Below are 12,752 nucleotides of genomic sequence, written 5' to 3' on the forward strand. Positions count from 1 at the left end.
GCGCGCTCCTTGGGGTCAGGGGATCGCCGCCTCGAATTGATTGCCACTGTTGTCGCGCAACATCAGGCGGGTCTGTCCGGGGCCTTGTACGTCGAAGCCCAGGTTGGGGTTTTCGCTGACCGCCGGGAACAGCTCCAGGCGCGCCAGCACCCGGTTGTCGGCGTCGAGCAATTGAGCCTGGTTGAGGAAGAATTCAGGAATGCCGCTCACCAGGCCGTTGTCCATCGGATGGGCCACCTGCACGCGCAGGCGGCTGGAGTCGCCCCGGGGATAACGGGCGCCGAGCACTTCGCCCAGGTGTTCCTCCCACCCGGGCTGGGTGCGCACCACGCTGGGCGCGGTACAGCCACCGCCGGCCGCGTCGATCAGGGTCGAACCAACGTGCCACAGACCGTCGCGAGTCTGTACGGCGGCGCGCAATGGGGTGGCTTGCTCGATGCGGATGCGGATCGACAACCAGGGCAGGACTCGCTCCCCCGGCTGGAAATCGACGATCCTGGGCAACGGATTGAGCTCGGCCCAGGCCAGCATCCGGACCACATCACCGCTGAAGGCGCGAGCATCGATTTCCAGCGGCACCTGGCGGGCATCTTCGGCAAAGGGTGGCGCCAGCAGCCGGACCCGCTCGTCGAACACGAACGGTGCGTCGCCCAGCAGTTGCTTGTGATAGAACGCCCACATCACCGACGGAACCGGGTCCTTCCCCGGCTCGACCGCCGCCAGCGTCATCATCGGCAGGCCGAACCCCAGCAGGCAACACGCGAGCCACTTCATCCCTGCGCTCCTATTGATACATCTCCGGCACGTCGTAACGCAGGCCGTAATGGGCATAGACGGCCTTGAGGCTGCCGTCGCGGATGAGGCCTTCCAGCGCCTCCTCCACTGCATAGGCCAGTTGCCGGTTGCTTTCGTGCACCGCCATGCCGATTTCCCAGCGCTGCTTGCCCATGTTCGGGTAGGCGTTTTCCGCCAAGGCCAGTTGCGGATCGGCGGCCTCGTAGATCTGCCAGTCGACCTCGCCGCGCATGGCCATGACAGCGTCGACCTCACCCGCCTGCATGGCCTTGAACGCCTGGCCAACGCTGGGGTAGTGATGGGTCCTGGCGCTGAGCATGCCGTTGAACACCGACGTCAGGTAGAACGACGGCACGCTGTCGACTTCGACCCCGATGGGATGCTGCTGGAACACCGCGACGCTGCCCACCGAATCCAATCGACGGCGGTCATAGGCCACTTGCCAACACTCCTGCTGGTAAGGCCCGAACATCACCACCTGGGCGTTTTCCAGCTCACCGACATCGTTGCGTCTTTGCACATAGTCGTGATCGTAGGGCACGCGCATCATCATGTCGGCCAGTTGACGGTCGTGCAGCGGACTGCTGCGCCAGATGTAATCGCGCAGGTCGTCATCGAGCTTCTCACCGGGCGGCGCCCAGATCAGTTTCAGGTGCACACCCAGCGCCTTCGCCAGGGCCTGGGCCAGTTCCACATCGACGCCCCTGGGCTGGCCGTCGGCTTCGAAGCTGTACGGCGCGAAGTCCTTGTAGACCGCCACCTTCAACTCACCGGCGGCGATCATCTGGTCGTAGCTGCGCACTTGCGCCTGCACGGCCTGGCTACACAGCAGCACGCTGCAGATTATCCACGCGAACAGGCGCATGGCGATCACTCCTCGACGTGCACGCTGTCAAGGTAAGTGCGCACCGCCCAGAGCGCTTCCTGGCTCAGGTAATCGGCCATTTTCGGCATGTAGACGCGGCCGTCGCGCACCGCGCCGTGGCGCACCCGTTCGACGAACCATTCATCACCGGCTTCGGCGGCGTCCAGCATGCGCAGGTCGGGCGCAATCCCACCGGACTTGGCTTCCAGGCCGTGGCAGGCCGCACAGTTCTGGTTATAGGCCGATGAGCCGATCTCCACGGCCCGGTCATGCTCGGGCGACGTGCGGTAAGGGTTCACTGAAGCCCAGCCGTCGCCATCCAACGCGACGCCGGTGTCCTTGATCGGGGTCAGGCCCTTGGTCTCCACTGCCTGGGGCACTACGTTGCCATGGGCCCACACGGAGCCTGCGCCGGCCAGCCCCATCAGCAAAGCGGTAGCGATGATGGCGTTGCGTTTTGTTGTCATTGTTATGCCCTCTGGATTGCACGCTGACCTCTCTACAGAGGCCGTGCCGTCATCTTAGGAATCGAGCCGCCCCAGCCGAATGCTGCTTTGGTGGTCGGGTCCTAGTTCCTTGGTAGCAGGTCATCCGACGCAGGTCGCAAAGACAGGCGGTTCGGGAAGTCTTCCCGGCAAAGGCGGGACTTTTTCCGTATCGGCGAGCCCCGGCGCGACCCAACCTAGTCGGGCCTAAACCTTTCACTGGGAACTGCCACCATGAGAATAAAAACGCTACCCGCCCTCTCCTCCCTGACCGTTGCCTTGCTGCTGGCCGGCAGTCTGTCGCTGAGCCCCTTGGCCAGCGCCGCAGCGCCGGGAGTCAGTTGGGAAGACATCGCCAACGACCACCTGACCACCCAGGACGTGCTGCAATACGGCATGGGTACCAACGCCCAGCGCTGGAGCCCGCTGGCCCAGGTCAACGACAAGAACGTGTTCAAGCTGACCCCGGCCTGGTCCTACTCATTCGGCGACGAGAAGCAGCGCGGCCAGGAGTCCCAGGCCATCGTCAGCGACGGCGTGGTCTACGTCACCGGTTCCTACTCACGGGTGTTCGCCCTCGACGCCAAGACCGGCAAGCGCTTGTGGACCTATAACCACCGGCTGCCGGACAACATTCGCCCGTGCTGCGACGTGGTCAATCGCGGCGCGGCCATCTATGGCGACAAGATCTACTTCGGCACCCTGGATGCGCGCGTGGTCGCCCTGGACAAAAACACCGGCAAAGTCGTATGGAACAAGAAGTTCGGCGATCACGCCGGCGGCTACACCATGACCGGCGCCCCGGTGCTGATCAAGGACAAGACCAGCGGCAAGGTGTTGTTGATCCATGGCAGCTCCGGCGATGAATTCGGCGTGGTCGGGCAGTTGTTCGCCCGCGATCCCGACACGGGCGAGGAAGTCTGGATGCGCCCCTTCGTCGAGGGCCACATGGGCCGCCTCAACGGCAAGGACAGCACCCCCACCGGCAATGTGAAGGCGCCCTCCTGGCCCGACGACAAGACCACCGAGACGGGCAAGGTCGAAGCGTGGAGCCACGGCGGCGGCGCGCCCTGGCAGAGCGCCAGTTTCGACCCAGAGACCAACACCATCATCGTCGGCGCGGGCAACCCCGGCCCTTGGAACACCTGGGCCCGGACCGCCAAGGATGGCAATCCCCACGACTATGACAGCCTCTACACCTCCGGCCAGGTGGGCGTCGACCCGAGCACGGGCGAAGTGAAATGGTTCTACCAGCACACGCCCAACGATGCCTGGGATTTCTCCGGCAACAACGAGCTGGTGCTGTTCGACTACAAGGACAAGGACGGCAAGGTCATCAAGGCCACCGCCCATGCCGACCGCAACGGCTTCTTCTACGTCGTGGACCGCAATAACGGCAAGCTGCAGAACGCGTTCCCCTTCGTCGACAACATCACCTGGGCCAGCCACATCGATCTCAAGACCGGTCGCCCCGTGGAGAACCCCGGCCAGCGTCCGGCCAAGCCATTGCCCGGCGAAACCCGGGGCAAGCCGGTGGAAGTCTCGCCGCCGTTCCTGGGGGGCAAGAACTGGAACCCCATGGCGTACAGCCAGGACACCGGGCTGTTCTACGTCCCGGGCAACCAGTGGAAAGAGGAATACTGGACCGAGGAGGTGAACTACAAGAAGGGCTCGGCCTACCTCGGCATGGGGTTTCGCATCAAGCGCATGTACGACGATCACGTCGGCAGCCTGCGGGCGATGAACCCCACCACGGGCAAGGTGGTCTGGGAGCACAAGGAGCCGTTGCCGTTGTGGGCCGGCGTGCTGGCGACCCAGGGCAACCTGGTGTTCACCGGCACCGGTGATGGCTTCTTCAAGGCGTTCGATGCCAGGACCGGCAAGGAACTGTGGAAATTCCAGACCGGCAGCGGCATCGTCTCCCCCCCCATCACCTGGGAACAGGACGGCGAGCAGTACATCGGCGTGACCGTCGGTTATGGCGGTGCCGTGCCGTTGTGGGGCGGTGACATGGCGGAGCTGACCAAGCCTGTGGCACAGGGTGGCTCGTTCTGGGTGTTCAAGATTCCAGACTGGGACAAGGCGACGGCGCAGAAGTAGCGCGCGCCTTCAAAACCTCAACCCATTCCCCTGTGGGAGCGAGCCTGCTCGCGAAGCGCTAGATCAGCCTGCATGGATGTCGACTGACACACCGCTTCGCGAGCAGGCTCGCTCCCACAGAGCTGACCGAGTTTACTGCCATGAATTACTTACCCCTTGCATTGCTGCTCGCCCTCAACGCCCACGCCGACGACACCGGTGCGCCCCTGATCCTCAACGGCTGCGTCATCGCCGAGTCCAGCCAATGCCCCGGTGCCGATTTACGTGGTGCTCAACTGGCCAATCAGGACCTGCGCAAGATGAACCTCAGCGGCGCGGACCTGCGGGGTGCAGACCTGCGCCATGCCCGGCTGGACCTGGCCAACCTCGAACGGGCTCGCTTGCAAGGGGCCAACCTGACCCGCGCCAGCCTGCAACAAAGCAACCTGCGCCTGGCGGACTGCACCGATGCCACGCTCAAGGCGATCCAGGGCTGGGGGCTGTTCGCCCAAGGCGCACAATTCCAGGGCGCCGACCTGAGTGCCGCGTACCTGCAATTTTCCCGGCTGTCCGGTGCGCGCCTGCACGACGCCAACCTGCAAGCCGCCGATCTGGAAATGGCCTGGCTGAGCAAGGCTGACCTCAAGGGCGCCGACCTGCGCGACGCCAACCTGCAGGAAACCAAGCTGGGGGAAAGCAACCTGGAAAAGGCCAACCTGAGCGGATCACGTCAGCACTACGGGAATTTCCAGAGTGCAAACATGGAGAGCTGCACGGGTTGCCCGGCCAGCTGGGACCAGTAATCGACAGCACCCTGTGGCGAGGGAGCTTGCTCCCGCTGGGGCGCGAAGCGGCCCCAAAACCTGCCAACTCAATGGGTCAGGTTGGCGGGGTCGGCTGGTGAGGGGCCGCTTCGCAGCCCAGCGGGAGCAAGCTCCCTCGCCACAGTGATGACCAGCCCTTCACCCCGCCACCCGCACCACGCCCATGTCGATTCCCAAATGCACCAGCTCGGCATGGGAGCTGACCTGCAGCTTGCTCTTGAGCAGCGTCAAGTGGTTGGACACGGTCTTGGCGCTGATGCACAACTGTTCGGCGATCATGCGTGCGGGAGTGCCCTTGGCGAGCATGACGAAAATTTCCAGCTCGCGCTGGGTCATGCAGTGCAGGCGCGGGTCGGCGTCGTGCCGGGAGCTGGTACAGGCCAGTTGGGTCGCCAGGGATTGTTCGATATAGGCATGGCCGGCCAATACCCGTCGCACCGCCTCCACCAGTACCTGGGGCGCCGAGTTCTTGGTCAGGTAACCCGCGGCGCCGGCGTCCAGCGCCTGACGCACCAGCGGCAACTCATCGTGCATGCTGAAGAACAGCACCCGCAGTTGCGGCAGGCGTTGGCGTAGGCGCCGGGTGGTTTCCAGACCACTGATGCCGGGCAGGCCGAAATCCATGATCACCAGGTGCGGCACCTGCTCCTGCACCTGGCTCAGCGCCTCTTCGCCCGTGGCCGCCTCGCGGACTTGCAGATCAGGCATCAAGGCCCGCAGCAGGCTGGCGAAGCCCTGCCGGACCACTGCATGGTCATCCACCAACAAAATGTTCATCGCGCCTCCAGGGGGATATTTACCGCCAGCGCCCAGCCGACTCCGGGGCGGCAGATGACACGCAGTTCGCCGCCCAGGCTGCGCGCCCGTTCGGACATCGAATGCAGGCCGACACCCGGTCGGGGCGGCTGCGTCGCCCCCAGGCCGTTATCGCGCACCCACAGGCGCAAGCGTCCGCCGCGCTGGCGCAGGCGGATCCGAACCCGGGTGGCGCTGGCATGCCGGGCAACGTTGGTCAACGCCTCCTGGACCAGGCGATACAGATGGGTCTTGTCTGACCCTGACAACGGCGGCAAAGCGGCGTCGACTCGCAATTCGCAGGCGATGCCATGGGTGTCCTGGCATTGCCGCGCCAACAATCCGATGGCTTCGTCCAGCGGCAAGTGCTGCAGCACCACCGGGTACAAGTCGTGCACCAGCGCCCGGAACCCTTGCTGCAAGTGCTCGCAGTGCTCTTCGAGCTGGCTGACCGTCTGCTCCAGCACCGATGGCTGGTCGGTGACCAGGCGCAACAGGCAGGCCCGAGCGCGGATGCCGGCGACGTATTGGCCCAGGTCATCGTGCAGGGCCTGGGCCAAGTGCGTGCGCTCCTGTTCCTGGACAGCCAACAGCGCCTGCGTGAGTCGGGTGTTATCGGCCTGGGACCGGGCCAGGGCGGCGGTCATCCGGTTGAAGTGCCCGGCCAGTTGCCGCGCTTCCGGAATGCCTTCGGCAGGCAGGCGCACCCGCAGATCGCCGGCCGATACCTGGCGCAACGCTTCGAGCAGTTCTTCCAACAACCCCATGCCCCGGCGCACCGCCCAGCGGATCACCAGCAGACTGGCCAACAAGGCCATGGCGCAGACGCCCAGCAGTTGCACCAGCGAATCGAGGATTTCCTCGATTTCGTCCCGCGGGTCGACGGCAATCCAGGCCTGACGACCATCCCGCAGGCCGACCACCTGAGGCGTCGGGCCATCGACGAGCAGTTGATGGCCGAGCCAGGCCTTCAGCCCACCGTCGACAGCCGTCGGCAGGTGCTCCCCCAGCGCCAACCAGCGCACCCGCACATGGCGCAGGCTACCGGTCAGGCGCTCCTGGAGACTGGTCGGATCGCGCTCGGCGGTTTCACGCAGGTATTGCACCACGGAACCGGCCGATTGCAGCTCGCGCTTTACGTCGGTCATGGCCTGATGCAGCAACAAGCCCCCACAGGCCAGCGTGACCAGGCCGAAGAAGGCCGTCACCCACAGATTGATCCGCCACAGGGCCGACATGCTCAACACCCCATCACGGCATCGACACAGATCCCCTGTGGGAGCGAGCCTGCTCGCGATAGCAGTGCTCCAGTCGGCAGAGAGGTTGGATGTGCCGCCGCCATCGCGAGCAGGCTCGCTCCCACAGGGGGGCGGCGGTGATTGCCGGACAATCGATCGACCCCAATCAAGCTCAGTATCAGCAACAACGGCAGCAGCAAGGCCTTGAAAGTCTGCACGGTCTGTCCGCTCCCTGATGAATGACGATGGTCTGCATCCTAAAACCCCGACGCCTACGGCGAGCTACTACCTTAGTACTGCCCCGGCGGTACTTTCTGCATATTTCCCCCTGACCAAGGGCTTCCTATGCTGGCGTTACCCGCAATGGAGGTGTTATGCGCCGGCTCGTCAGTTTCACCTTGATCGCTCTGATGACAGCCATCACCGCCCAGGCCGAGGACGCGATGCCGTTGCAGGTGCGCATCGGTTACCTGGGCTACCGTCCCGATCCGGGGCCGCTGCTGTCCAACGTCATTACCGAGCCTGCCGACGCGGGCTTGCGCGGCGCTGAACTGGCGATCATCGACAGCAACAGCACCGGGCGTTTTCTCAAGCAGGATTACCGCCTGGAAAGCGCCAGCGCCGACAGTCCCGAAGCCTTGCTCCAGGCCGCCCGCGCGCAACATGAGCAGGGCCTGCGGTTGTTCGTGGTCAACGCCCCGGCCGCCAGCCTGCGCCAACTCAGCGCCGCCCTGCCCGACAGCCTGCTGTTCAATGCCGGCAGCCCCGATGACAGCCTGCGTACCACCGATTGCCTGGGCAACGTGCTGCACAGCCTGCCCGATCGGGCCATGCTCGCCGATGCCCTGGTGCAATTCAGTGTCGTGCGCAAATGGCAGAAGGCGTTGCTGATCGTCGGGCAGACGCCCGAAGACCAGGCCTATGCCAGCGCCCTGCGCCGGGCCATGAAACGCTTCGGCGTGAAGACCGTCGCCGAGAAGGCCTGGCAGTTCGATAACGACCAGCGCCGCAGCGCCCAGGCCGACATGCCGCTGTTCACCCAGACCGCCGAATACGACGTAGTGTTGGTGGCCGATGAGCGTGGCGACTTCGGCGAGTACCTGCCCTACCAGACCTGGTACCCGCGTCCGGTGGCCGGCACCCAAGGACTGACACCCACCGGCTGGCACAAGACCGTGGAAACCTACGGCGCGGCGCAATTGCAAAAACGCTTCGAAGCCTTGGCCGGACGCTGGATGAACGACCGCGACTTCGCCGCCTGGATCGCCGTGCGCAGCGTCGCCAGCGCAGTGAGCAAGCTGCGCCAGGCCGACCCGTTCGCCATTCGCCAGTTGGCCTTGAGCGATCAGTTGCCCCTGGACGGCTTCAAGGGCCGCAAGCTCAGCTATCGCCCCTGGAACGGGCAATTGCGCCAACCGATTCCTCTGGTCCAGCCACGGGCCCTGGTCAGCACCTCGCCCCAGGACGGCTTCCTGCACCCCAGCAATGAAATGGACAGCCTGGGCTACGACCAGCCCGAAGTGAGCTGTCGCTACCCCTGATCGACCACAACAATAAGGAAAACCGCCATGCGCCGCCCGCTGTTCCAACCGATCCTGCTGCGCCAGGTGCTCGCCCTCGGCGCGGTGCTGCTCGCCACCGGCCCTGCCGCCGCCAGCACCGCCTGGGTCTCGAACGAGAAAGACAACAGCCTGAGCCTGATCGACATGCAGAGCCTGGAAGTGGTGGAAACCCTGCCGGTGGGCCAGCGTCCGCGGGGCTTGCTGCTGTCCCACGACAATCGCCTGCTGTACATCTGCGCCAGCGATTCGGACCGGGTCCAGGTGATGGATGTCGCCACCCGCAAGATCATCAAGGAACTGCCATCCGGCAAAGACCCGGAGCAGTTTGCCCTGCACCCCAACGACCGCTGGCTCTACGTTTCCAACGAAGATGACGCCCTGGTGACCGTCATCGACACCCAGACCTCCGAGGTGCTGGGCCAGATCGGCGTCGGTGTCGAGCCCGAGGGCATGGCCGTCAGCCCTGACGGCAGGTGGACCGTCAATACCAGTGAAACCACCAACATGCTGCACTGGATCGACACCAGCACCCAGACCCTGGCCGACAGCACCCTGGTGGATCAGCGACCGCGCTTCGTCGAGTTCAATCGCGACGGCACCCAGCTCTGGGCCTCGGCGGAGATCGGCGGCACCGTGACGATTCTCGATGTCGCCACCCGCAAGGTGCTCAAGACCCTGACCTTCCAGATCAAGGGCGTTCACCCGGACAAGGTCCAGCCGGTGGGCATCAAGCTCAGCGCCGACGGCCAGTTGGCCTTTGTCGCCCTGGGCCCGGCCAACCATGTGGCGGTGATCGACGCCAAGACCTTTGAAATCCTGGATTACCTGCTGGTGGGCCGCCGGGTCTGGCAGCTGGCATTCACCCCGGACCAGCGTCAGTTGCTGGCCACCAATGGCGTCAGCGGCGATGTCTCGGTGATCGACGTGCAGAGCCGCAAGGTGCTCAAATCGGTGAAAGTCGGGCGCTACCCCTGGGGTGTGGTGGTGACGCCATGAACGCCTTGGAGGTCAGCGACCTGAGCTTTGCCTACGGGCCGCGCGAAGCCCTCAAGCAGATGAAATTCAGCCTCGCCGCCGGGCGCTTCGCCGCGCTGCTGGGGCCCAACGGCGCCGGCAAATCGACCCTGATCGCCCTGCTCACGCGCCTTTACGATGTGCAGCGTGGCGAGATCCGTGTCGGCGGCCATTCCTTGCAGCATTCGCCACGGCCGGCCCTGCAACAGCTGGGCGTGGTGTTCCAGCAAAGCACCCTGGACCTGGACTTGAGCGTCGAACAGAACCTGCGCTATCACCTCGCCTTGCACGGTTTGTCGCGGCGCGAAGGGATGGCCCGGATCGACGCCGAACTGGCCCGCCAGCAGTTGACCGAGCGACGTCACGAGCGGGTCAGAGCGCTCAACGGAGGGCATCGTCGCCGGGTGGAAATCGCCCGGGCGCTGTTGCACGAACCTCGCCTGTTGCTGCTGGACGAACCCAGCGTCGGTCTCGATCCGGCCAGCCGCCAGGCCCTGGGCCGGCACATTCGCCAACTGTGTGACGAACACGGCATCAGCGTGCTCTGGACCACCCACCTGCTGGATGAAGTACAACCCTGTGACGATCTGCTGATCGTGCACCAGGGCCACCTGGTCGCCAGCGGCCGCGCCGAGGCCGTGAGCCAGGAACATGGCGGCACCCTGGGCTCGGCCTTCACCCGCTTGACCACCTCGGGAGCCCAGGCATGAACGCGTATTGGCAATGTTTCAGCGGCATCGTCATGCGCGAATGGCTGCGCTTCGTACTGCAGCGCACACGACTGCTGAGCGCCCTGGTACGCCCGCTGCTGTGGCTGCTGGTGTTCGCCGCCGGCTTTCGGGCAGCACTGGGCATCGCGATCATTGCGCCCTACGACACCTACATTCCCTACGAGGTGTACATCGTGCCTGGGCTGGCCTGCATGATTCTGCTGTTCAACGGCATGCAGGGTTCGCTCTCGATGGTCTACGACCGGGAAATGGGCAGCATGCGAGTGCTGCTGACCAGCCCCCTGCCCCGGGCTTTCCTGCTCGCAAGCAAACTGTTGGCGACGTCGTTGATCTCGTTGCTGCAGGTCTACGCCTTCCTCGCCATCGCCTGGCTGTATGGCGTCCAGCCGCCGGCCATAGGGCTGTTGTTGGCGCTGCCGGCGCTGTTGTTGGTGGCGCTGATGCTCAGCGCCCTGGGCTTGCTGTTGTCCAACGCGATCCGGCAACTGGAGAACTTCGCCGGGGTGATGAACTTCGTGATTTTCCCGATGTTCTTCCTGTCCTCGGCGTTGTACCCACTGTGGAAGATGCTCGAGGCCAGTCCCTGGTTGTACTGGCTGTGTGCGGTGAACCCGTTCACCCACGGTGTGGAACTGCTGCGGTATGCCTTGTATGGGCAGTTCAACCTGCTGGCGATGACGGTGTGCACGGGGTTGACCCTGGTGTTCGCGCTAGCGGCGGTGTGGACCTTCAACCCGCAACATGCGGCGCTGCGCAAGGCCGGTTGATCCCGTCTCGGCATGCCTCTCGAAAGTGAACCCACTGTGGGAGCGAGCCTGCTCGCGATAGCGGAGCTTCAGTCACATGCTTACTGACTGATCCACCGCTATCGCGAGCAGGCTCGCTCCCACGAGATCGGCGGCGTGCACGACTGAATTTACGACTTTAGTACTGCTTTCCCTGTCCATGGTCGCATTCCCAAGACCGCGACCCTGTCATGTAATGGACGCATAACAATAAGGATCAATCCTATGCTCCGTTTACTGGCGGTCGTCTTGCTGGGCCTGTGGTTGAATGTCGCGCGGGCCGACACGGTGTTGTTTTCCCCCCAGGGCTATCGCATCGACCGGTATCGCAGCCCCACTCCCGACGCAGTGGAAGGCGCCCGGACGGTCGATACCCCGGCGTTGCAGCAATTGCTCGAACAGACACCCACCCCGGTGTTGATCGACGTCTACCGTCGGCCCTGGGTCCAGGGACGCTTCATCGACAACGAGCCCCACGCCAACCTCCCCGGCAGCCTCTGGCTGGCCAATACCGGCGACGGCGAGCTCGACTCGATCTGGCAGGATTACTTCGCTTACCACCTGCGCCAGGCCACCGCCGGGCGGCAGGATCAACCGCTGGTCTTTTACTGCCGCTCCGATTGCTGGCTGAGCTGGAACGCGGTAAAACGCGCCGCAGCCATGGGCTATAAGCATTTGTATTGGTACCGCGACGGCGTCGACGCATGGGAAGCTGCCCACCTACCCCTGCAAGCGGCGCGACCTGAACCGTTTCCCTGAGCTTGAACGTGCGTGCAACTGCTCCAGCCCCAACACAATAACGAGGTGAATGGCCATGTATAAAATCCTGATAGCCGACGATCACCCACTGTTTCGCGAAGCCATCCATAACGTCATCAGCGACGGTTTTCCGGGCAGCGAAGTCATGGAAACCGCCGACCTGGACAGCGCCCTGGCCCTGACCGCCGAGCATGACGACCTGGACCTGATTCTGCTGGACCTGAACATGCCCGGCATGCATGGCCTCAATGGCCTGATCAACCTGCGCAACGAGGCCCCGACCATTCCCGTGGTGATCGTCTCCGCCGAGCAGGACAAGCAGATTGTCTTGCAGGCCATCACCTACGGCGCGGTGGGGTTCATCACCAAGTCCTCGCCGCGCTCGCAGATGACCGACGCCATCGAGCAGATCCTCAACGGCAACGTGTACCTGCCACCGGACATCATCCGCACCCAGAAGAACCCGGTCGGCCGGCGCCTGAACGAAACCCCGGCCTTCCCGCCCGAACTGCTCCAGGCCCTGACCCGCAAGCAACTGCTGGTGCTCGAGCGCATGACCAAGGGCGAATCGAACAAACAGATCGCCTACACCCTCGACATCGCCGAAACCACGGTCAAGGCCCACGTCTCGGCGATTCTGCGCAAACTCAACGTGCACAACCGGGTGCAGGCGATCCTCAGTGCGGGGGATATCGATTTCGGGGCGTATCTGCGGCGTTGATACGGTTCAAGCCATACACCTTGCTTCTGTGGCGAGGGGATTCATCCCCGCTGGGGCGCGAAGCGGCCCCAAAAATAGTTCAGTCGACACAAAGTCGGA

The 12,752-nt window shown here is 64.2% G+C and carries 13 protein-coding genes; 8 read left to right on the forward strand and 5 right to left on the reverse strand.

Annotation, left to right across the window (positions count from 1 at the left end):
* Window positions 1-15: 15 nt before the first annotated feature.
* The 3 genes from CGA22_RS14505 to pedF are packed head-to-tail and all read right to left on the reverse strand — an operon-like array spanning window position 16 to window position 2,127.
* On the reverse strand, window positions 16-774 hold the full coding sequence (locus CGA22_RS14505; RefSeq protein ID WP_041023122.1) for a quinoprotein dehydrogenase-associated SoxYZ-like carrier: 759 nt from the start codon (window positions 772-774) through the stop codon (window positions 16-18).
* Window positions 775-784: 10 nt separating this feature from the next.
* A complete protein-coding gene (locus CGA22_RS14510) occupies window positions 785-1,660 on the reverse strand; it encodes a substrate-binding periplasmic protein (protein WP_041023123.1) in 876 nt (291 codons plus the stop codon).
* A gap of 5 nt (window positions 1,661-1,665) precedes the next feature.
* Window positions 1,666-2,127 (reverse strand): cytochrome c-550 PedF, encoded by a 462-nt coding sequence (pedF, locus tag CGA22_RS14515; RefSeq protein WP_041023124.1) that lies wholly within the window; start codon window positions 2,125-2,127, stop codon window positions 1,666-1,668.
* A 252-nt stretch (window positions 2,128-2,379) separates the two neighbouring features.
* Here pedF and exaA point away from each other — a divergent pair, with 252 nt between their 5' ends.
* Together exaA and CGA22_RS14525 are read left to right on the forward strand one after the other, a co-directional pair.
* The gene (gene exaA, locus CGA22_RS14520) at window positions 2,380-4,245 is read left to right on the forward strand and encodes a quinoprotein ethanol dehydrogenase (RefSeq protein WP_041023125.1); all 1,866 of its coding nucleotides are present in this window, start codon (window positions 2,380-2,382) and stop codon (window positions 4,243-4,245) included.
* Between the two features lie 140 nt (window positions 4,246-4,385).
* Window positions 4,386-5,027 (forward strand): pentapeptide repeat-containing protein, encoded by a 642-nt coding sequence (locus CGA22_RS14525; protein WP_041023126.1) that lies wholly within the window; start codon window positions 4,386-4,388, stop codon window positions 5,025-5,027.
* A gap of 159 nt (window positions 5,028-5,186) precedes the next feature.
* On the opposite strand, the gene CGA22_RS14530 is transcribed toward CGA22_RS14525, so the two are convergent.
* Window positions 5,187-5,825: a response regulator transcription factor gene (locus CGA22_RS14530; RefSeq protein ID WP_041023127.1), complete on the reverse strand. Its 639-nt coding sequence runs from the start codon at window positions 5,823-5,825 to the stop codon at window positions 5,187-5,189.
* Entirely contained in the window at window positions 5,822-7,081 is a 1,260-nt protein-coding gene (locus CGA22_RS14535) for a histidine kinase (RefSeq protein WP_041023128.1), read from the reverse strand. The genes CGA22_RS14530 and CGA22_RS14535 overlap by 4 nt, the downstream gene beginning before the upstream one ends.
* Before the next feature lie 374 nt (window positions 7,082-7,455).
* Here CGA22_RS14535 and CGA22_RS14540 point away from each other — a divergent pair, with 374 nt between their 5' ends.
* The 6 genes from CGA22_RS14540 (at window position 7,456) to CGA22_RS14565 (ending at window position 12,653) form a co-directional block, all read left to right on the forward strand.
* On the forward strand, window positions 7,456-8,622 hold the full coding sequence (locus CGA22_RS14540) for an ABC transporter substrate-binding protein (RefSeq protein WP_041021381.1): 1,167 nt from the start codon (window positions 7,456-7,458) through the stop codon (window positions 8,620-8,622).
* A 27-nt stretch (window positions 8,623-8,649) separates the two neighbouring features.
* Window positions 8,650-9,639 carry a YVTN family beta-propeller repeat protein gene (locus CGA22_RS14545; protein ID WP_041021382.1) on the forward strand — a complete coding sequence of 330 codons (990 nt, stop codon included), beginning with the start codon at window positions 8,650-8,652 and terminating at the stop codon, window positions 9,637-9,639.
* Complete coding sequence (locus tag CGA22_RS14550; protein WP_041021383.1) at window positions 9,636-10,367, forward strand: ABC transporter ATP-binding protein; 732 nt, start codon at window positions 9,636-9,638, stop codon at window positions 10,365-10,367. Before CGA22_RS14545 ends, CGA22_RS14550 begins: the two co-directional genes overlap by 4 nt.
* On the forward strand, window positions 10,364-11,155 hold the full coding sequence (locus tag CGA22_RS14555) for an ABC transporter permease (RefSeq protein ID WP_041021384.1): 792 nt from the start codon (window positions 10,364-10,366) through the stop codon (window positions 11,153-11,155). The genes CGA22_RS14550 and CGA22_RS14555 overlap by 4 nt, the downstream gene beginning before the upstream one ends.
* Before the next feature lie 243 nt (window positions 11,156-11,398).
* A complete protein-coding gene (locus tag CGA22_RS14560) occupies window positions 11,399-11,932 on the forward strand; it encodes a PQQ-dependent catabolism-associated CXXCW motif protein (RefSeq protein ID WP_041021385.1) in 534 nt (177 codons plus the stop codon).
* 55 nt (window positions 11,933-11,987) lie between these two features.
* A complete protein-coding gene (locus tag CGA22_RS14565; protein ID WP_041021386.1) occupies window positions 11,988-12,653 on the forward strand; it encodes a response regulator transcription factor in 666 nt (221 codons plus the stop codon).
* Window positions 12,654-12,752 lie beyond the last annotated feature (99 nt).

The organism is Pseudomonas sp. PSB18 (assembly GCF_014596565.1).
In the GTDB taxonomy this organism is placed as follows: domain Bacteria; phylum Pseudomonadota; class Gammaproteobacteria; order Pseudomonadales; family Pseudomonadaceae; genus Aquipseudomonas.